This is a genomic window from Arthrobacter sp. MMS18-M83 (assembly GCF_026683955.1).
Classification (GTDB): domain Bacteria; phylum Actinomycetota; class Actinomycetes; order Actinomycetales; family Micrococcaceae; genus Arthrobacter.
In genome coordinates, this window is sequence record NZ_CP113343.1 from 3,446,870 (window position 1) to 3,466,038 (window position 19,169).

The following is a 19,169-nucleotide window of genomic DNA, read 5'->3' on the forward strand; positions in this document are numbered from 1 at the left end:
GACACTACCCTTGATGAGTCTGTTTCCAACACCCCGTCAAGATTGTGGACTCTTCTATGAACCTCTTCCGGACCAAGTCAATCGAGCAGTCCATTGCGGACGCCGATGAACCCGGACGCAAGCTCAAGCGTTCCCTCAGCACCTGGGATCTGATGATCATGGGTGTCGCCGTCGCCGTCGGCGCCGGGATCTTCTCCGTCGGCGCTAAAGCCGCGGCAAACTTTGCCGGCCCGGCCGTGACGATTTCCTTCGCCGTCGCAGCCGTCACGTGTGCCCTGGCCATCATGTGCTACGCCGAATTCGCCACCGCCATCCCGGTGGCGGGGTCCGCCTATGTCTTCACCTACGCCACCATGGGTGAAGTCCTCGCCTGGATCATCGGTTGGAACCTCATCCTTGAACTCTTCACCGCCGCTGCGGTCATCGCCAAGTACTGGGGCATCTATCTGAGCAAGGTGTTCGGCCTCATGGGCGTGGAGATGCCGCCGGCCTTGAACATCGCAGGCGTGGACCTCTACTGGGGCGCGTTCCTGATTGTCGCGATCTTCACTGGGCTCCTGGTGCTCGGCACCAAGCTCTCCGCCCGCGTGGGCAACATCTTCACGCTGATCAAGATCGCCGTGGTGCTGTTCGTGATCGTGGTCGGCTTCACGTACGTCAAGTTCTCCAATTACGCGCCCTTTGTCCCGGCATCGCAGCCGACCGGTGGCAATGGCGGCGCAGACGTCATGAAGCAGTCCTTCTTTGGCTTCCTCACCGGCGCGGTTCCGGCACAGTACGGAACCCTGGGTATTTTTGCCGGCGCAGCCCTGGTGTTCTTTGCGTTCATCGGGTTCGACGTGGTTGCCACGTCCGCGGAAGAGGTCAAGAACCCGCAGAAGACCCTGCCCCGGGGCATCTTCGGCGGACTGGCGCTCGTGACGCTGCTGTACATCCTGGTCTCCCTGGCCCTGACCGGCATGGTGTCCTACACACAATTGGCGGAAGCCAAGAGTCCCACCCTCACCACGGCCTTCGAGGCTGTTGGAAATACCGACGCGGCCAAGGTCATTGCCTTCGGGTCCCTGATCGGTTTGACCACCGTCATCATGGTGCTGCTCATGGGCCTGGCCCGCGTGGTCTTGGCCATGAGCCGCGACGGATTGCTCCCGCGCTCGCTGTCCAAGACGAGCGAAAAGCGTTCGACGCCGGTCCGCCTCCAGATCATCTGCGGCGCGGCCGTGGCGATCGTGGCCGGCCTGACCAATGTGGATCTCCTTGAGGAAATGATCAACATCGGCACGCTCTCAGCCTTCGTCATGGTGAGCCTGGGCATCCTGGTGCTGCGTAAGAAGCGCCCGGACCTGAAGCCGGCTTTCCGTGTTCCTTTCGGCAAGGTACTTCCCGTGGTTTCGGCTGTCCTGTGCCTCTACCTCATGACGAACCTGGCCGTGGAAACCTGGATCTTCTTCGCCATCTGGCTGGCAATCGGACTTGCCATCTACTTTGCCTACGGTCAGCGCCACTCCCGCCTGAACGAGAAGTTCGCTGCGGCGAGGGCTGCGGTCTCCGGCACGAGCAGCGACTCCAGCGATTCAACCGACTCAAACGATTCAACCGCCTCAAGCGACGACGAGGACAGCCTCAGCAAGGTCTGATGCCCCTGGCTGGTTCCATGGCCCCCTCAAGCTTCGGCTTGAGGGGGCTTCCTATTGGACTCCAACACGTGCGGCTCCAACGCTTGCGGCTCCAACACGTGCGGCTCCAACGCTTGCGGCTCTAACGCTTACGGGGCCGCGTGCTCGTTGACCCACTCGACGAGCGGCCGCAGTACCTCCCAACGTTGGGCGATCTCCTCCTTGGCTGAGGGCTGCGACATCCATTCCGGTTCTCGCAAGCTCACCCCGGCAGACAGGGACTTGTGCTTGAGGAGCTCGGCGCGCGGATGGTCCTTGTCGAAACCACGCGGCACGGTCTTGAGTTTCTCCCCTTCAACCGCGAAACCTGCCGCTGCGATGTCATCAACGATTTTCTGGAGTTCTTCTCCGCTGGCCGGTGCATCCGTGGCGGCGCGGAACCGGGCAATCTGCTCAGGGGTTCTAGAGTGGCATCCGCCGCCCACGAGCAACCCGTCTGCACTGAGCTGGAGGTAGAAGCCCACGCCCTCCTTGTCCGCCGCAAACGCTCCCTGTGCCGTCTTGTAGGGGGACTTGTCCTGGGAGAAGCGGACATCCCTGTTGGGGCGGAAGACCTTGCCCGGCCCGAATCTTGGCTCAAGCTCCTCCAGCAACAGCGTCAGTGGCTCCTTCACAGCGGAGTCGTAGATGTCTTTGTGCGCCAGCCACCATTCGCGGTTGTTGTTCTCTTCAAGTTCGGCATAGAAGGCTATCGCCGCTGCGGGGATCCCGGTAAATGTGCTCATGTAAGGATCCTATGGACGACAATGCCGAGCTAGCCAGAGCCATTGCCGGCTATGTGGAAAACTCGCCGTGGAACCCCGTCGTCGGAACCCCGCCATCGGAACCCCGCCCTGGAACCCCGTCGCGGAGGCACGCCACCAGATCCGTACCTTGTTTCGAGTTCCGCCAGCTACAAGCCCAGGAACGGCAAACAAGCCACGGCTTTGATGCGGATTAAAGAGCAACCCCGCTGCGGAGATTCCGCAGCGGGGTTGCCCGTTATGGGACGTTGTTAGAGCTTGTTGGCCGCTTCAGCGGCCGACTCGCCCTGGCCGGCTCCGAGGTTGGCGCGCAGCTTGGCGCCGAGTTCGGCGTCGACGTTGGTCCAGTACTGGATGGCGCGTTCCTTGATGCCGGGGCTCTTGACGCCGCCCACAGCGCCCGTGATGGTGTCCAGCAGGCGGGCCTTGGCGCCGTCGTCGTACACGTCGCGGTACAGTGCGCCGGCCTGGACGAAGTCGCCGTCCTCGGCGTGCAGGGAGTGTGCGGAGAGCGTCAGCTCACCGTCGTTCTCCCAGCCGCCGGCAGGGTTCTGAGGTTCAACAGCAGCCGGGCCACCCACGGAGTTCGGTGCGTAGACCGGAACCGAAGGAGCGTTGAACAGGTAGCGTCCCGCGCCGTCCTGGCTGTAGTTGTTGACCTGGTTCTTCGGCTGGTTCACCGGGATCTGGGCGTGGTTGGTGCCGACGCGGTAGCGGTGTGCGTCAGCGTAAGAGAAGATGCGGGCCTGCAGCATCTTGTCCGGGGAAGCAGCGATACCCGGAACGAAGTTCGACGGCGCGAAGGTGGCCTGCTCGATCTGCGCGAAGTAGTTCTCCGGGTTCTTGTTGAGCTCCATGGTGCCCACGTGGATCAGCGGGTAGTCCGCGTGCGGCCAGACCTTGGTGAGGTCGAACGGGTTGAAGCGGTACGTCTTGGCGTCCTCGTAGGGCATGACCTGGACATGCAGTTCCCAGGACGGGAAGTTGCCGGCGGTGATGTTTTCCTGGAGGTCGCGGATGTAGAAGTCCGCGTCCGAGCCGGCCAGCTCTTCGGCCTGGTCGCCCGTGATGGTCTTGACGCCCTGGTTGGACTTGAAGTGGTACTTGACCCAGAAGCGCTCGCCCTCGGCGTTGATCCACTGGTAGGTGTGCGAGCCGTAGCCCTGCATTTCACGCCAGGAAGCCGGCAGGCCGCGGTCGCCCATGAGCCAGGTGACCTGGTGTGCGGACTCGGGGGAGAGGGTCCAGAAGTCCCACTGCATGTCGGCGTCGCGCAGGTGGGTGCCCGGGAGGCGCTTCTGGGAGTGGATGAAGTCGGGGAACTTGATGCCGTCGCGGATGAAGAACACCGGGGTGTTGTTGCCCACGAGGTCGTAGTTGCCCTCGGAAGTGTAGAACTTGACGGCGAAGCCGCGGGGGTCGCGCCAGGTGTCCGGGGAGCCGTTCTCGCCTGCAACCGAGGAGAAGCGGATGAGCATGTCCGTCTCGACGCCGGGCTGCAGGAAAGCAGCCTTGGTGTACTTGGAAACGTCCGAAGAAGTCTTGAAGGTACCGAAAGCGCCGCCGCCCTTGGCGTGGACAACACGCTCCGGGACGCGCTCGCGGTTGAACTGGGCGAGCTTTTCCACCAAGTAGTGGTCGGTCAGGATGATGGCACCATCGGCACCAACGGACTTGGAATGCGCGTCCGAGGTGACGGGGGCGCCCGACTGGGTGGTCGAGATGTTCGCGGTCATCGTTCTCCTATTTCGTGGTTACTTGCGTTTGAGTAGGAAGCTGTTGTTTGGCTTGGCAGTCCTGGCAGATGCCTTGGTACAGGACGTCTGCGATCTGGATGGTCATGGGTTTGGAGTGCTCATCCCAGTGCGGGGTGAGGCAGGGGGCATGGCCTACGGCGCAGTCGACATCCTCCACCCGGCCGCAGCTGATGCAGACGGCGTGGTGGTGGTTGTCGCCCACCCGCGTCTCGTACAGCGCGGGAGAGTGGGGCGGTTCGAACCGTCGCAGCATCTGTAGGTCCGTGAGGTCGCTCAGCACCACATAAACAGACTGCGCTGTCAGTTCGGGAAGATCCTTGCGCGCGGCAGCCAGGATGCCTTCGGCCGGGGAATGTGGATTGTGCTGAACGGCCGCAAGGACCGCCAAGCGCTGTTTGGTCACGCGGCGTCCGTGGGAATGCAGGGCGGAAGCCCACACTTCCTGGTCTGCCGAGTGATCTGCCATACCCTCATTGAAGCACTTATTATGAGTACTTCACAATAAGGCTAGGCTAACTTCGGATGAATCGAGCAGGCGGCGGCCCGATGGGTAGGGTTGGACGGTGGCAAAACTCCTGGCTGACATGACCCCGCTTCGCGAAAGCCCGGCCTTCCGCCGCCTGTGGCTCGGGTCCTCCGTGTCGATGGTCGGATCCCAGTTGACGCTCGTTGCCGTGAGCCTTGAGGTCTACAGCATCACCCAGCAGAGCCTCTACGTAGGCCTGCTGAGCGTCTTTGCCTTGGTTCCGCTGGTGATCGCGGGTTTGTTCGGTGGTGCCATTTCCGACGCTTACGACCGACGGAAAGTCGCGATCGTTTCTTCCCTCGTTTTGTGGGCCTGCAGCGTCGCCCTCGCGCTCCAAGCGTGGTTCCAACTCAACAATGTCTGGATCCTGTTTGCGCTCGTTGCGATCCAAAGCGGCGCCCAAGGCATCAACGGGCCCGCACGCAGCGCCATCATTCCCTTGCTGGTCCGGAAGGAGCTGCTGCCCGCCGCCAACGCGTTGAGCATGCTCAACATGGGTATTTCCATGACCGCAGGCCCCTTGCTTGCCGGTGTGCTGGTTGCGTCGAGCGGTTTTGGCTGGACTTACACGATCGACGCGTTCAGCTTCGCTTTCGCGCTGTGGAGTCTGTTCAAGCTTCCGCCCCTGCCCGCGGCCGAGAACGCGTCGGCACCCGGCTTGCGCTCCGTCGTCGAAGGCTTCCGCTTCCTGGGCACCCGGCCCAATCTCCGCATGACCTTCATCATCGACCTCATCGCGATGATCTGCGCCCAGCCGCGCGCCCTCATGCCGGCCATCGGCGCCACCATGATCGGCGGCGGTGACACCACCGTGGGTGTGCTGCTCGCCTCCGTGGCAGTGGGCGCCTTCCTGGCGGGGTTGTTCTCCGGACCCCTGGGAAGGATGCGGCGCCAGGGCAGTGCGGTGGTATGGTCCGTGGCCGGATGGGGCTTCTCGATCGCAGCTTTCGGCTTGGTGGTAGTCCTTGCGGGCGACTCCGGTCGCGACGGCGTGACGCCTTGGATAGTCCCCGCCGCCACCTGTTGTGCCCTCGCCGGAATCTCGGACTCTGTCAGTGCGGTCTTCCGCACCACGATCCTGCAATCGGCCACTCCGGACCACATGCGGGGACGGTTGCAAGGCGTGTTCATCGTGGTGGTTGCCGGAGGTCCGCGAGTAGGGGACGTGCTCGCCGGTGGCGTCACCAAAGTTCTCAGCGAAGGCTGGGTACTACTCCTGGGCGGCGTGCTGTGTGCGGTCCTGGCCTGGCTCGTGCCTCGCTGGCAGCGCGGATTCCTCCGATACGACTCCGTTCACCCTGTGCCCTAACCCGGTGCCCAGCCTCACGCGCCCAAGTAGCTGACAGTTGTTGTCGTTAAAGCGGCTCATAACGACAACAACTGCGACTCAGTTGGGCGGGCGGGCGGCCCCGCATTCCGCAGCCCAGGCTGGAACGTCTGGACCGCCGTCGGCGTTAATCGGAACAGAGACAACAGCGAGAGAACTGCAAGAAAGTAGTGAAGTGCACAATCATCACAATGGCCTGAAGACCGCAGCGCTGTTCGGTGTGCTGTGGGCGGTGCTGCTGGGACTCGGTGCCGTGATCGGTGCGGGCACCCGCAGCGCGGCGCCCATCTGGATCATGGCCCTGGTTGGCGTCGCGACAACGGCCTACGGATATTGGAACAGCGACAAGATTGCCATCCGGTCCATGGCCGCCTACCCGGTCACGGAGGCGCAGGCTCCCCAGCTGTACCAGATCGTCAGGGAGCTCTCAGTGCGGGCAAACCAGCCCATGCCGCGGATCTACGTTTCTCCGACGATGACCCCCAACGCCTTCGCCACGGGACGCAACCCGAAGAACGCCGCAGTGTGCTGCACCGCGGGCATCCTGAACGTGCTCGACGCCCGCGAACTCCGCGGCGTCCTCGGTCATGAACTCATGCACGTCTACAACCGCGACATCCTCACCTCGTCCATCGCGGCCGCCGTCGCCGGCGTCATTACCTCGGTGGGCCAGATGCTGCTCTTCTTCGGCGGCGGGGACCGGCGGAACGCCAATCCGATTGCCATGCTCGCCATGGCGCTCCTGGCGCCGTTTGCCGCCTCGCTGATCCAGCTCGCCATCTCCCGTACCAGGGAGTACGACGCCGATCACGACGGTGCGGAGCTTACCGGCGATCCGCTGGCGCTCGCCTCAGCCCTGCGCAGGATCGAAGCGGGTGTGAAGCAGGTGCCGCTCCCACAGGATCAACGCCTCGTGAATACCTCGCACCTCATGATTGCCAACCCGTTCCGTGGCGGCGCCATGACCAAGCTTTTCGCTACCCACCCGCCCATGCGCGAGCGCATCGAGCGGCTCGAGCGGATGGCTGGACGGCCGCTTTCCTAGCAGGCGGTCCCCAGAGTCACCGAACTGGCGCCGCGTTCGACGACGGGCGGCTTCATGCGAACAAGCCCTCACCAATGAAGCCGCCCGCCATAATGCCCGGGGGCACAGCAAGCAGCTCGGGGCACCGCCACGGACGCTAGTCGCCCGCCCAACGCCGCAGTGTGCTGTTCAGCAGTCCCACCAGCACGGCCGTCCACCAGCAGCCTTGGGAAATGCACAAGGCCACGAGCAACCGCGCTCGCAGTCGGAGCGCCACGGACTTGAAGTGGGTTCCGACCGGGAGCGCATGGAGCCGGCGCATTGCCGGGGCCAAGGCGATCCCGTTCAGCATGAGCACCAAAACACACAGGAGCTTGACCTGGGTGACAGGGCTGGTGATGTCCGGCTTGATCAAGGCTCCGGACACAAGGAGCACGGCCAGGCCACCCCAGATCAGCGGTTGGGCGGCGGTCTCGAGGCGGCGGGTGTCATGGATATCCCGCTTGCCCATAAGCCAGAGGAAGCCCACCCAGTCGACAACCAGGATGGCCCCGAAGGACAGCACCAGCGCAATGATGTGGCACGCCAGGCCGGCACGGTGAAGGTCCGGACCGCAGTCCACCAGGGCACCGGCCGAGACCGATGCCGCCCACGCGACAGTGCAGACACCGCTTAGGACGAGCGCTTTCCGGCGGCCCGGTTGCCGGGCCAGATTGGGGGACGGCCGGCTGCCGTCCCTCTCCGCCACCGGGGCGGCTTTCTCCGTGTTCTCTGTGCTGCTGGTGCCGCCGCCGGGTTCGACGACGGCGGTGCTCATGCGAACAAGCCCTCACCGATGAAGCCTCCCGGCTTGATGCCCGGTGGCACCGCGAACAGGCCGGAGCCGGTGTGCTTGAGGTACTCCAGGGCCAGCTTGTCGCTCTTTGCCATGGCCATCTGCATGGGTACGTAGTGCGTCCGCGGGTCCTTGACGAAGGCGATGAAGAACAGGCCCGCATCGAGGTGGCCGAGTCCGTCCGAGCCGTCGGTGTAGTTGTATCCCCGGCGGAGCATCTTCACGCCGTCGTTCTGGCTCGCGTGCGCCAGCCGGACATGGGAATCGACGGCGATCAACGGCCCGCCGTCGCGGCCCTTGAGCCCGAAGTCCGGTGCCGTGAATTCCTCTCCTCCGGACAGGGGCGCTCCGGCACCCTTGGTGCGGCCGATCAGTCCTTCCTGCTCGCGCAGGGAGGTCCGGTCCCAGATCTCGATGTGCATCCTGATCCGCCGGGAAACCAAGTAGCTTCCGCCGGCCATCCAGGCTTCGCCGGAACGGCTTCCGGCGGTGGCCCACACGTGCTGGTCGAGCAGAGTGCCGTCCTCCACCTTCAGGTTGGCCGTGCCGTCCTTGAAGCCGAAAAGGTTGCGCGGGGTCGTTTGGGCCCGTGACGTGGACGAGGTCCGGCCAAAGCCCAGTTGGGACCATCGGACGCGCACCTTGCCGAAGCCGATGCGCGCCAGGTTGCGGATTGCGTGCACAGCCACCTGGGGGTCGTCGGCGCAGGCCTGGACCACAATGTCGCCGCCGGTCCGTTCTGGCTGGAGGGCGTCGCCGGGGAATCTCGGTAAGTCGATCAGGGCGTCCGGTCGGCGACCGTCCAGGCCAAATCGCGCCTTGCCGTCCTTTTCGAAGAGTCCCGGGCCAAAGCCGAAAGTCAGGGTCAGCTTGCCGGCCGCGAGGTCAATGGCCTCACCTGTGTCCTCCGGCGGAGCATCGTAGGGGCCGTCGACGGCGCCAGTCCGGCCCGTTGTGCGGGCGGCGGTCATTGCTTCGGCCGCGGCAGTCCAGTCCTTCAGCAATTTGATCACCGCGGTCCGGTCCTCAACGGTCACGTCGAAGGCAGCCATGTGAAGGCGGTCCTGGGCCGGTGTGACGATACCCGCCTGGCGTTCGCCGTAAAACGGAACCACATCGCCCGCGGTGCTGGCTGGGGCCGCCTCAGCTGGCACAGCATCATGGCTCAAGTAGCCGGCGGCGAGGCCGGCCACGGCACCGCCCACGCCGGCGAGGGAAAGCAGTCCTCGACGCGACAAGCCGCGCTTGGGGGACCCGACGTCGGACGCGACCGCCGGCTCGGGAGCGGCGGCAGGTGCGGACCCGACCGCGTCAGCCTGGGTGCCGCCGTCGGGCGCCTCAGGGGACGTGCCGCCGAAAGGGCAGCCGCTCACAGGACTACGGCCGAGGTGAGCTTGGACAGCGGCTCTCCCAGGGCATCGACGAGTGCGGCGAGCTGCTGGACCTCGGTGGCGCTGAGCTCGTTGTAGTAGGCGAAGCCGTCACCCGTGGCGTGCTTCTTGAGCTCGGCCTGCAGGGCTGAGAACTTCTCGTCGAGGCTCTTGGCGAGGGCGGCATCTTTCTGCGTGAGCGCGGGCTTGAGGCTTTCGAAGGCGATCCGGGCGCCGTCGACGTTGGCCTGGAAGTCCCAGAGGTCCGTGTGGGACCAGATTTCTTCCTCGCCGGTGACCTTGCCGCGTGCAACTTCGTCCAGGAGTTCCTTGGCGCCGTTGCCGAGCTTGTCCGCGGAGAGTTCCACGGTGCGGGTGCGTTTGCCGAGCTCCTCGGTATCGGCCACGAGTTGCGTGGCGATCTTGGCGCGCTCTGCTGCCGTCAGCGCCGTGTAACCCGCCGGCGGGAACAGGTCCTTCTCCGCGCGGTGCCAGCCGGTCCATTCCTGGCCGGGCTCGAGGTCGGCTTCCCGGGCGTCGAGCTTGGGGTCCAGGTCACCGAAGGATTCCGCGACCGGTTCGATCCGCTCCCAGTGCATGCGGGTCGCGGCGTAGAGCTCACGGGCCTTGCTGGTGTCACCTGCAGCGTAGGCGTCAGCGAACGCCTTGGTGCCTGTGACGAGCTGTTCGGTCTGGTCCTTGACGTACGCCGCGTACTGCTGGACGCCGGTGTCCGCGAGCTTCTGGAAATCGGCGTCGACAGCGGTTTTGTTTCCGGAGTCGGTCACTTCAAAGGCGGAGCGGATGCCGTCGCCCTGCATGCCGGGCTTGCACGCGGTGGTGTACTTGCCTGCCGGGGCGGTGACCACCAAGTTGCGGGTCAGGCCGGGACCGATGTTCTCCACTTCGCCGACGATCCGCAAGCCGTCTTCGGCGAGGAGGTAGAACTCGGTGATTTCCGTGCCTTCGTTTTTGACCGCGAAGCTCAGGTTTCCGCTGGGGACGCTGCCGGTGGAAACCTTGCATTCGGTCTTGGTGCTGGTGACCTGGATCGGTCCGGCTGAGGCGTTGGAGCCGGGGGTCTTTGCGTTGTCTGCGCAGCCCGCGAGGACAAGCGGAACGGCAGCGGCTGCAGCGACGAGTGCGAGAGACTTCCGGTGGCGGGAAGCCATTTTGGGCAGGGGAGTGCCAGGCATGGGGATTTCCTTCTGTTTTTTGGGGGGTGCGGGGAACGTTTAGGCGGCTTTGGCGGCGTGGGGAGCGGCGGCGTTGCCGGAAGATTTCGCGGGAGCGGAACCGTTGGCCCGGATGTAGAAGTAGAGCACCGGAATCACATACAGCAACCAGGCTCCGGCTTCGAGCCACGTGGTGGCCGGGGACAAGTTGAGGGTGCCCTTCAGCAGGGTGCCGTACCAAGACGACCGCGGGATGGCGGCGGAGACGTCGAACGCGAGGCTGTGGAGCCCTGGCAGGATTCCTGCCTCCTGGAGGTCGTGGATGCCATAGGCCAGCACGCCGCCCGCGACCACGATGAGTCCGACCCCGGTCCAGGTGAAGAAGCGCGAGAGGTTGACCTTGAGGACCCCGCGGTGCAGGAGGTATCCGAGCCCGGCGGCAACGGCCAGGCCGAGCAGGGCCCCTAGCAGCGGCTGCGACGATTCGCCAGCGGCTTGGGCAGCAGCCCAAAGGAACAGTGCCGTCTCAAGGCCTTCCCGGCCCACCGCGACGGCGGCCACAAGGACGAGACCCCACGCGGCGCCGTCGGCCATCTTGTCCACTTGTGACTTGAGCTCCCCGCCGAGGCTGCGGGCAGTGCGCGCCATCCAGAAGACCATCCAGGTGACGAGCGCGACGGCGACAATGGACAGTCCGCCCCCGATCGCCTCTTGCGCCGCGAAGGTCAGTCCCTGTGGGCCGAAGGTGAGCAGCGCCCCGAAAGCGATGGACACTGCCACCGCGATGCCGACGCCGGCCCAAAGCCTGGGGAGCAGGGAGCGGCGCCCGGTCTTGACCAGGTAGGCCATGAGCAGGACAACAACGAGCGTGGCTTCAAGGCCTTCGCGCAGGCCGATCAGGAAGTTGGCGGTCATGTGGAATCCTTCGTTAGGGGAGCCACACTTAGGCTCGCCTAAGGAAGTACAGTACCCGCTTGATGCCATTACGCAAACAAAGCGTGTCGTAATTATATTGAGGTTACGCAGGGGTGATTGTCACGCGCGGCAGTCTTTTGACCTCTGCGGATCGGTGCAGTCGCGGAATCTCGGGGTCTTCACCAGGCCTCGACCCCAAAAAGTTGCGCGGCGTGACGCGCCTATCCCCTTTAACGACGACGACGGCGCGTTGCCCGCTCAGGGGCAACGCGCCGTCGTCGTGCTTCTGGATGGCGGCCTGGGCCGCCTGAACCGGGCCTAGCTGCGGAAGTTCACAAACTGGAGATCGGCCTCTTCGAATTTCTTCAGGATGTTCATGGTTTCCTGCAGGTCATCGCGGGACTTCGACGTGACGCGGAGCTCGTCGCCCTGGATCTGGGACTTGACGGACTTCGGGGCCTCATCGCGGATGATCTTGTTGATCTTCTTCGCGATGTCCTGGGCGATGCCTTCCTTGATGGAGCATTCCAGGCGGAATTCCTTGCCGGAAGGGTAAGGCTCGCCCTGGTCGAGGGACTTCAGGGAGATACCGCGCTTGATGAGCTTGGATTGGAACACGTCCAGAACGGCGAGAATGCGGTCCTCGGAGTTGGCTTTCATGAGGATCTTTTCACCGCTGAAGTCGATCTCGGCGCCGACGCCCTTGAAGTCGTATCGCTGTGCGATTTCCTTCTGGGACTGATGGAGCGCGTTGGCGACTTCCTGCTTGTCTACCTTGCTGACGACGTCGAATGTGGATTCGCCTGCCATGACTCTCCTTCTGATTGGTGCGTTGCGGCCCGGAAAGGGGCGGCTTTGTCTGCCATCCAGCCTAATACGGAAGCTCCCGGTGTGTGCCCTAGGTTCACAGTTCGCTCACAGCACACGTATGGCCGGAACTGAGACTGCCCCGACAGAGTTGTACCAGTTTGAAGAGCCCATCCTGAAAGGGAGCACTATGAGCAACCAGGCCGTCCGATACGTCACCAAGTCAGCTGCCGCCGCCGCCGGTTCAATCGGAGTCGCCGCTGCCACCGCTGCGACCGCGGTTGCAGCCGCGGCGCTCGCGGCCTCCGTAGTCCTAAGCCCGGTCCCGGACGCGGCATCCCGGATGGATGGTGTCCACGCCGACCTGCTGCGGGCGGTGCAGCTCAACCAGATCACCATGGAGCAGGCTGCCAGTTTCGAGGCCAAACTGGTGGGCCGGATACTCGGAGATGCCTGAGATTTCCGCTGATTTTGGGGCTCCGAGGGCTCGATTCGATTCTTCGGCCGAAGTTCTGTAAGGTTGTCTTGCTCGCGCTTACCGGATCGGAAACGAAACGATGATCGGGAGTGACTTCTTTTGAAGTTCGGCAGATTACCCGAGCGGCCAAAGGGGGCTGACTGTAAATCAGCTGGCAACGCCTACGGGGGTTCGAATCCCTCATCTGCCACAAAATTAAATCCCGGAACCATGTGGTTCCGGGGATTTTTTGTTGCGCCGGGATCTGGGCACCCGCGCCGTCCTGACCTTGTTTGACGGGTCCGGCCGTCGAAATGACGCGACTCGCCGTGTCGCAAGCGCTTTCCGAATTCAAAGAGGGTCAGGACGGCGCGTGAACACCGACGGCGCGGCCAAGTTAGCTCGCGCTGCCCGGCTCCAGCCAGTATCCATCCAGGTGGTGCACCAGCTGGCGACCCAGCCCACCGGACAACTGGATCCACAGGGTACTGCGGTCGCTGGTCATGCCGTCCAAGGTGCCGACGATCCTGTTGCCGCGGGTGTCCTGCAGGATCAATTCCTGGTGAAGCGGAAGTTCCGGCCACACATCTGCGTGTGTCTTGGTGATTTGGGTGGTGCTCACGGGACCTCCTTGATACCTTCTTCAATTTGTTTTCAGACATTCTGCCGGTGGCACGTGAACCCGCGGTAAACGTCGTGCCATGCAACGACACACAATACAAAGCTATCGTCGGATGTTACTCAGGAGTAACATGGCGGTTATGCATCTGCTTCTCCGAACTCTCCTGCTCTTGTTCACTTCGTCCAAGCGGAGCCGGCTCAGCGTTTGGGGTACGTCCTCGTTGCCCATGCGTGTGCTGCCCACGGACATCGACATTGCAATGCATGTCAACAACGGCATGTATTTCTCGCTGATGGATCTTGGACGCTTCGACCTCATGGTTCGTGCAGGAATCTGGCAAAAGATGCGCCACCGGGGCTGGAATCCCGTGGCTGCGGGGGAGACCATCGCGTTCCGGAAGTCGTTGCAGCTTTGGCAGCAATACACCATCGAGTCCAAGATCATCGGGCTTGATTCAAAGGCCATCTACTTTGAACAGCGCATGGTGGTGGATGGCGAGATCTACGCCCGCGCGCATATTGCCACGCGGCTTGTCGCCAAAGGCCGGCCCGTGAGCCAGGAGGAAATCCTGGCCGAGTTCGGCGAGCCTCCCGCAGACCTCGAGCTTCCGGAATGGATCCACGAGTGGCGTGAGAACAACGGGCTCCCCGGCGCCCGCAAAGCCGCGCCGCACCTCTGGCACTAGCACCCCTAGTCTCGCTCGGCCCCGAGGGGCCGGGCGAGACTAAAGCCGCCCGCACCGAGGGGCCGGGCGCCCGCATGCCGCGTTACGCCCCGACGTCGCGCCTTTGCAGCGCAACCGCGCTCAGCAGCACCAGTCCTGCCGAGATTCCCCACAGCCAGCCGGCCGCGGTCCAATCCGCTCCATTGGTCACCGGTGAGTTGCCGTAGGCCCAGTGATACGGGGAGAGATTGAGGAGCCATTCCACGTCCGGGCTTTGACGCCCGACGGCGTTGAATACGTAGCCCAGAACGCCCACCGCCGTCCCGGCGGCTAGCCCGTAGGTCTTTCGTCCGGTCAGGGTCCCCACGAACAGTGCCGCCGTGCCGCTGAGGAGTGCGAGTCCGGCAAAGAGGACAGTTGCGCCGAACAGGTTCCCGGGATTGATTTTCAAACGGGCGGATTCATTGAGCATCAGGACCATCCCGAAGACGATGGCCGACAGCAGCGTGATGCGCAAGACCATCGACATTGCGCGTTCGAGCACAAGTTGGACGCGCGTGACACCGTGGGCCAGGGTGAGTTCCAGCTGCCCTGATTCTTCGTCGCCGCCTACCGCTGCGGCACCCCATGCCACCGAAGCGATGGTCATGAGGAGGAAGCCGATGAGTCCGTACACCGTTGCCTGGGTGTAGCCCGGTCCGGTCGCGATCTGATCATAGTTGAGCGCTTTGGTCATTTCCCGAGGCATTGCATCGATCATGGCCTGCATCTGGGATCCGCCGGCGATGGCCGGGAAGATTGGCACGTAGAGGGCGATCACGCCTGCAAGGCCCGCTGCCCACCCGAGTGTTGAACGCCAAGGGTCCAGGAATGCGCGCCTGAAGAGAGGCAGTTTCCTATTCATTGCCGGCTCCTTTCGTTGCCTCCAGCACCCTGCGGCCGTTGCCGTTGCCTGTCATCCCGTACAGCTTCAGCACCGATTCCTCCAGGTCGGGCTCTTCCAACACCAAGTGCGTCAGTTGGAGCGTGGACAGCGCTTGTACCAGCGGCTGGATGTCTCCTTCCAGAACCGCGGAGACCTCCACGCCGTCGCCCGCTTTGAGCACCTCAAGCGCCCCGACGCCGGGCACCCGCCCTAGCAGTGCGACGGCGTCGTCCGCTGTGATGCCGGTGGCGGCGAGGCGCAAGTGCCGGAGAGCGGTCTCGCGGAGGGCATCGACGGTGGCCACTGTGACGATCTTGCCGTCCCGAAGGATCGCCACCTCGTCCGCGGCCTGCTGGACTTCGCTCAGGACATGCGAACTCAGGAAGACGGTTTGCCCGTTGTCGCGGGCTTCCCGCACCATGGCCAGGAACTCCTGTTGGACCAAGGGATCCAGCCCGCTGGTAGGTTCGTCCAGAACCAGGAGCTCGGGGGTGTGCATGAAGGCCTGGACCAGCCCAAGCTTCTGCTTGTTGCCTTTGGAAAGTTTGCGCGTGTGGCGGTCGAGGTCCAGGTCCAAACGCTCAGCGAGTTCGTCGATGCATCCGGGTTTCACCGGACCGCTGATCGCTGCGTAGTGGTCCAGGAGCCTGCGTCCGGTGATGCGCTGTTCCAGGAATAGCTCGCCCGGGAGGTAGCCGATCCTGCGTCGCAGTTCGGGTCCGGCGTAGCGCGGATCTTCGCCGAGCACCTGAACATGTCCACCGCTTGGGCGGATGATGTCCAGCAGGCAGCGCATGGTGGTTGTCTTGCCAGCACCATTGGGGCCGATGACGCCGAACACGCTGCCCGGTTCCACGCTGAAGTCGATGCCGTGCAGGACTTCCCGACGGCCGAACGTCTTGCGCAGGCCTTCGACGAGGATTGCCTGTTTCATGATGCGGTCTCCGTTCCAGTGGGTTCCGGTGCCGGTCCCTGCAGTGCTGCGCGGGAGGCATCGAGGAACCGGGTGTCTGTGTAGAAGCCGTGGGTATAGAGGTCGATGGTGGGGAGCGTCAGTGCGCGGAGCATGTCCGGACCCAGCTCACTGGTCCCGACTGCCCGGGCCGCGTGCCTGCCGAGCACCAGCGTCGAGAGGCTATTCGTCGCGACCACGACGGCGGTGGTTGCCACGTCGTCGAAGGCTCGGATAGTGCCGCTAGCGATTCCAGCCTCAATGATGGCCCGGGTCTGGGCCACCACGGCGTCAAAGAAGGCGTCACCGGCGTCGGACTCGTCGCTGAGGGATTGCCGGACATACGCGATCTCGTGGGCGTATTGCTCAGGGTGGGACAGGAAGTCCTGGATCTGTGTGCCCACCGCCTCAGGATCGGTCTTCCGGATGCCCTGGCCTGCGGTTTCGGCCAACACGTGGTTGTCGCAGGCTTCGCGGAGGCCGGCTTTGCTGCCGAAATGGTGGATCACGAGGCCAGGGCTGACTCCTGCCTCGGTGGCGACGGCCCGGATGGTGGCGGCCGAGAAGCCTTGCCGACCGAACAAGGCGATCGCGGCATCCCGGATGCGGGCGCGAGTGCTGAGATCATCAGCTGTTGAACGCATGTTTAACATGCTAAACATCTGTTCAATGTCTTGCAAGGGTTTAGCGATTTTCCCTCGGCGGCTCCGCTCGACCGGGTCTTAGCGGCCGCCGTCGTGCTTTATTCCCGGTTTGCCGGGTAGCGAACAGAGGCGACTTAGGCGGCGCGGTCGCGTACCGTGGAAGCATGGCTACAGTTGACATCACCGGCGAGCAGTTCGCATCGACCATTGAGGGCAATGACATTGTCCTGGTGGATTTCTGGGCAGCGTGGTGCGGCCCGTGTAGGCAGTTTGCCCCCACATACAAAGCCGCTTCCGAGAAACATGACGATGTCTTCTTCGCCAAGGTGGACACCGAGGCCGAGCAGCAGCTCGCCGCCGAAGCCGGTATTTCCTCCATCCCCACGCTCATGGCCTTCCGCGAAAAGGTCCTCGTGTTCTCCCAGCCGGGCGCACTGAACGGACCCCAGCTGGAGCAGGTCATCGAGGCCGTCAAGGGTTTGGACATGGATGAGGTCCACGCGCACATCGCAAAGCAGCGCGCCGAAAACTCGTAGAAGCAGGATCGGCTGCTCCGTGGGAGCAGCCGATGGAATTTAAAGGCGCTCGAGCTTGACCGGCTCTGCCAACAGCGCGCTGAGGGATTCGTTGAGGTCCTGGACCGCGATGCCCTTGGAATGGATGTCGAGGTGTTCCTCGGACACCCACTGCTCGGTCAGGACCAGCTTGTCCTCGTTGGCCTCGGTGAGCTCGTAGCGGATGCAGCCGGGCTCGTTCACCACCTCGTCGATCGCGATTTCCAGGGCGAGCTTAACGCGGAAGAATTCGCCATCGTTGGGAATGAACGTGGCCTGCAGGTCAATGGGTGCACTCATGGGATTCACATTACCGGCTCGCCCGGCAAGTCCTCGAAATATTTTGTAGGACTTCCAAGCAAAAGCCTTCTCTTGGGCGGACGTAGTTGGTAGCGTGCGTTCATGCTTTCCTACACAGCCGGGGACACTGACGTCCCCCTGCTTGAAGAGACAATCGGCGCCAACTTTGAGCACATAGCGGCGCAGTTCCCGCTGCGGGACGCGCTGATCGAAGCAGCTCCCGTGCCCGGCGGGGAGGCCCGGCGCTGGAGTTACGAAAAGCTGAACGACGACGTCGACCGGCTCGCGCGTGCGCTGCTCGCCACGGGCGTCGCCAAGGGGGACAGGGTGGGCATCTGGAGCCCGAACTGCGCCGAGTGGACCATCCTGCAATACGCCACGGCGAAGGTGGGGGCGATCCTGGTCAACGTCAACCCGGCGTACCGTAGCCACGAACTCGAGTTCGTGGTCCGACAGAACGGCATGCGGATGATGGTGGCCGCGCCATCGGACAAGAACAGCGACTATGTGGCCATGGCCCGGGAAGCTTTAGGCAGTTGCCTCGAGCTCCGGGAGCTCGTTTTCCTTCCCGATTTCGGACTGGACATGCTCGACGCCGGTGTGCCGCAAAACTCAGCGGAGCTGACTTTTGCCGAGCTGCTCAGGCGGGCGGACGACGTCGCTCCCTCAACGCTCAGGGCGCGCATGGCGGAACTGGACCCGCACGATCCCATCAATCTGCAGTACACCTCGGGCACCACCGGGTTCCCCAAGGGCGCCACCCTTACGCACCACAACATCCTCAACAACGGCAACCAGATCGGCAGGCTGCTGGGTTACACGGAACACGACCGCGTGGTCCTGCCCGTGCCGTTCTACCACTGCTTCGGAATGGTGATCGGGAACCTGAACGCCCTCAGCTTCGGCGCCGCCACCATCATTCCCGGCCGGGGATTCACCCCAGCTGCCGCTCTGGAAGCCGTGCAGGACTTTGGCGGGACCTCACTGTACGGCGTACCCACCATGTTCATTGCCGAGTTGGCATTGCCCGATTTCGCCTCCTATGACCTCTCCACGCTGCGCACCGGCGTCATGGCCGGCTCCCTGTGCCCCATCGAGGTGATGGAGCGCGTCATCGGGGAGATGAACATGCGTGACGTGGCCATTTGCTACGGCATGACCGAGACCTCGCCCGTGTCCACCATGACCCTTGCGTCCGACACCTTGGAGCAACGGACCACCACAGTGGGGCGCACCATGCCGCGGCTGGAGTCCAAGATTGTTGATCCTGGCACTGGCGAAACGTTGGACCGCGGAGAGATCGGCGAATTGTGCACCAGGGGCTACGCCGTGATGGCCGGGTATTGGGACCAGCCCGAGAAGACCGCCGAGGCAATCGACCACGACGGCTGGATGCACACCGGCGACCTCGCCCGGATGGACCCTGACGGTTTTATGGTGATCGAAGGCCGCATGAAGGACATGGTCATCCGCGGGGGCGAGAACGTCTATCCGCGCGAAATCGAGGAGTTCCTGTACCGGCATCCCGCCATCCAGGACGTCCAGGTGATCGGGGTGCCTGATGCCAAGTACGGCGAAGAGCTGATGGCCTGCGTCATCCTCAAGCCAGGGGCAGCTTTGGACCTGGCCGGAGTGCGGGAGTTCTGCCGCGGCAAGCTGGCCCACTACAAGATCCCGCGCTACGTAGACATCCGGGACAGTTTCCCCATGACGGTGTCCGGCAAGGTACGGAAGATCGACATGCGGGAAGAAGCGATCGCTCGCCTGGGGCTCTAAGCCAACGCGGGGTCACTTACGGCCCATGTCGGGCAGCAACATGGGCCGTAAGTGACCCCGCGTTGCTGGGTTTGGAAGTCAGCCTGTGGATAACTCCTTGCCGGCGTCCGTTTGCGGACA

Annotated in this window: 20 protein-coding genes and 1 tRNA gene; 8 read left to right on the forward strand and 13 right to left on the reverse strand. The window is 63.6% G+C overall.

Features of this window, described 5'->3' with window-relative positions; genetic code table 11:
* Nucleotides 1–56: 56 nt before the first annotated feature.
* Entirely contained in the window at nucleotides 57–1,637 is a 1,581-nt protein-coding gene (locus OW521_RS16330) for an amino acid permease (protein ID WP_268020659.1), read from the forward strand.
* Nucleotides 1,638–1,765: 128 nt separating this feature from the next.
* Here OW521_RS16330 and OW521_RS16335 read toward each other — a convergent pair whose 3' ends face one another.
* The 3 genes from OW521_RS16335 to OW521_RS16345 all read right to left on the reverse strand — a co-directional run bounded on the left by OW521_RS16335 (nucleotide 1,766) and on the right by OW521_RS16345 (nucleotide 4,642).
* Nucleotides 1,766–2,401 (reverse strand): DUF2461 domain-containing protein, encoded by a 636-nt coding sequence (locus OW521_RS16335; RefSeq protein WP_268020660.1) that lies wholly within the window; start codon nucleotides 2,399–2,401, stop codon nucleotides 1,766–1,768.
* Between the two features lie 269 nt (nucleotides 2,402–2,670).
* Nucleotides 2,671–4,155 (reverse strand): catalase, encoded by a 1,485-nt coding sequence (locus tag OW521_RS16340; protein WP_268020661.1) that lies wholly within the window; start codon nucleotides 4,153–4,155, stop codon nucleotides 2,671–2,673.
* Nucleotides 4,156–4,162: 7 nt separating this feature from the next.
* On the reverse strand, nucleotides 4,163–4,642 hold the full coding sequence (locus tag OW521_RS16345) for a Fur family transcriptional regulator (RefSeq protein WP_268020662.1): 480 nt from the start codon (nucleotides 4,640–4,642) through the stop codon (nucleotides 4,163–4,165).
* A gap of 97 nt (nucleotides 4,643–4,739) precedes the next feature.
* Here OW521_RS16345 and OW521_RS16350 point away from each other — a divergent pair, with 97 nt between their 5' ends.
* Both OW521_RS16350 and htpX read left to right on the forward strand, forming a co-directional pair.
* Complete coding sequence (locus OW521_RS16350) at nucleotides 4,740–6,011, forward strand: MFS transporter (protein ID WP_268020663.1); 1,272 nt, start codon at nucleotides 4,740–4,742, stop codon at nucleotides 6,009–6,011.
* Nucleotides 6,012–6,204: 193 nt separating this feature from the next.
* On the forward strand, nucleotides 6,205–7,074 hold the full coding sequence (gene htpX / locus OW521_RS16355) for a zinc metalloprotease HtpX (protein ID WP_268020664.1): 870 nt from the start codon (nucleotides 6,205–6,207) through the stop codon (nucleotides 7,072–7,074).
* Between the two features lie 136 nt (nucleotides 7,075–7,210).
* Here the strand turns inward: htpX and OW521_RS16360 are convergent, their stop codons facing one another.
* The 5 genes from OW521_RS16360 to OW521_RS16380 all read right to left on the reverse strand — a co-directional run bounded on the left by OW521_RS16360 (nucleotide 7,211) and on the right by OW521_RS16380 (nucleotide 12,158).
* A complete protein-coding gene (locus OW521_RS16360; RefSeq protein ID WP_268020665.1) occupies nucleotides 7,211–7,870 on the reverse strand; it encodes a hypothetical protein in 660 nt (219 codons plus the stop codon).
* Nucleotides 7,867–9,261 (reverse strand): iron uptake transporter deferrochelatase/peroxidase subunit, encoded by a 1,395-nt coding sequence (gene efeB / locus OW521_RS16365; protein WP_268020666.1) that lies wholly within the window; start codon nucleotides 9,259–9,261, stop codon nucleotides 7,867–7,869. Before efeB ends, OW521_RS16360 begins: the two co-directional genes overlap by 4 nt.
* The gene (gene efeO, locus OW521_RS16370) at nucleotides 9,258–10,454 is read right to left on the reverse strand and encodes an iron uptake system protein EfeO (RefSeq protein WP_268020667.1); all 1,197 of its coding nucleotides are present in this window, start codon (nucleotides 10,452–10,454) and stop codon (nucleotides 9,258–9,260) included. The genes efeB and efeO overlap by 4 nt, the downstream gene beginning before the upstream one ends.
* A gap of 39 nt (nucleotides 10,455–10,493) precedes the next feature.
* The gene (gene efeU / locus OW521_RS16375) at nucleotides 10,494–11,348 is read right to left on the reverse strand and encodes an iron uptake transporter permease EfeU (RefSeq protein ID WP_268020668.1); all 855 of its coding nucleotides are present in this window, start codon (nucleotides 11,346–11,348) and stop codon (nucleotides 10,494–10,496) included.
* A gap of 318 nt (nucleotides 11,349–11,666) precedes the next feature.
* Complete coding sequence (locus OW521_RS16380; protein WP_059387254.1) at nucleotides 11,667–12,158, reverse strand: YajQ family cyclic di-GMP-binding protein; 492 nt, start codon at nucleotides 12,156–12,158, stop codon at nucleotides 11,667–11,669.
* A 187-nt stretch (nucleotides 12,159–12,345) separates the two neighbouring features.
* On the opposite strand from OW521_RS16380, the gene OW521_RS16385 reads away from it, so the two are divergent.
* Complete coding sequence (locus tag OW521_RS16385) at nucleotides 12,346–12,612, forward strand: hypothetical protein (protein ID WP_268020669.1); 267 nt, start codon at nucleotides 12,346–12,348, stop codon at nucleotides 12,610–12,612.
* A gap of 129 nt (nucleotides 12,613–12,741) precedes the next feature.
* Nucleotides 12,742–12,823 (forward strand) — tRNA-Tyr (locus tag OW521_RS16390).
* Nucleotides 12,824–13,009: 186 nt separating this feature from the next.
* Here the strand turns inward: OW521_RS16390 and OW521_RS16395 are convergent.
* Entirely contained in the window at nucleotides 13,010–13,234 is a 225-nt protein-coding gene (locus OW521_RS16395) for a hypothetical protein (protein ID WP_268020670.1), read from the reverse strand.
* Nucleotides 13,235–13,373: 139 nt separating this feature from the next.
* Here OW521_RS16395 and OW521_RS16400 point away from each other — a divergent pair, with 139 nt between their 5' ends.
* Nucleotides 13,374–13,919, forward strand: coding sequence for an acyl-CoA thioesterase (locus OW521_RS16400; RefSeq protein ID WP_268025926.1), 546 nt, complete (start codon nucleotides 13,374–13,376; stop codon nucleotides 13,917–13,919).
* 82 nt (nucleotides 13,920–14,001) lie between these two features.
* Here OW521_RS16400 and OW521_RS16405 read toward each other — a convergent pair whose 3' ends face one another.
* From OW521_RS16405 to OW521_RS16415, 3 genes are read right to left on the reverse strand one after another with little or no spacing between them, the layout of a single operon-like run.
* The gene (locus tag OW521_RS16405; protein WP_268020671.1) at nucleotides 14,002–14,802 is read right to left on the reverse strand and encodes an ABC transporter permease subunit; all 801 of its coding nucleotides are present in this window, start codon (nucleotides 14,800–14,802) and stop codon (nucleotides 14,002–14,004) included.
* Nucleotides 14,795–15,757, reverse strand: coding sequence for an ABC transporter ATP-binding protein (locus tag OW521_RS16410; RefSeq protein ID WP_268020672.1), 963 nt, complete (start codon nucleotides 15,755–15,757; stop codon nucleotides 14,795–14,797). The genes OW521_RS16405 and OW521_RS16410 overlap by 8 nt, the downstream gene beginning before the upstream one ends.
* On the reverse strand, nucleotides 15,754–16,419 hold the full coding sequence (locus OW521_RS16415; RefSeq protein WP_268020673.1) for a TetR family transcriptional regulator: 666 nt from the start codon (nucleotides 16,417–16,419) through the stop codon (nucleotides 15,754–15,756). Before OW521_RS16415 ends, OW521_RS16410 begins: the two co-directional genes overlap by 4 nt.
* A 164-nt stretch (nucleotides 16,420–16,583) precedes the next feature.
* Here OW521_RS16415 and OW521_RS16420 point away from each other — a divergent pair, with 164 nt between their 5' ends.
* On the forward strand, nucleotides 16,584–16,955 hold the full coding sequence (locus OW521_RS16420; protein ID WP_265981735.1) for a thioredoxin family protein: 372 nt from the start codon (nucleotides 16,584–16,586) through the stop codon (nucleotides 16,953–16,955).
* Nucleotides 16,956–16,994: 39 nt separating this feature from the next.
* Here OW521_RS16420 and OW521_RS16425 read toward each other — a convergent pair whose 3' ends face one another.
* On the reverse strand, nucleotides 16,995–17,273 hold the full coding sequence (locus tag OW521_RS16425) for a putative quinol monooxygenase (RefSeq protein WP_268020674.1): 279 nt from the start codon (nucleotides 17,271–17,273) through the stop codon (nucleotides 16,995–16,997).
* Between the two features lie 102 nt (nucleotides 17,274–17,375).
* Here OW521_RS16425 and OW521_RS16430 point away from each other — a divergent pair, with 102 nt between their 5' ends.
* Nucleotides 17,376–19,049, forward strand: a complete 1,674-nt coding sequence (locus tag OW521_RS16430) for an AMP-binding protein (RefSeq protein WP_268020675.1) — start codon at nucleotides 17,376–17,378, stop codon at nucleotides 19,047–19,049.
* Nucleotides 19,050–19,169 lie beyond the last annotated feature (120 nt).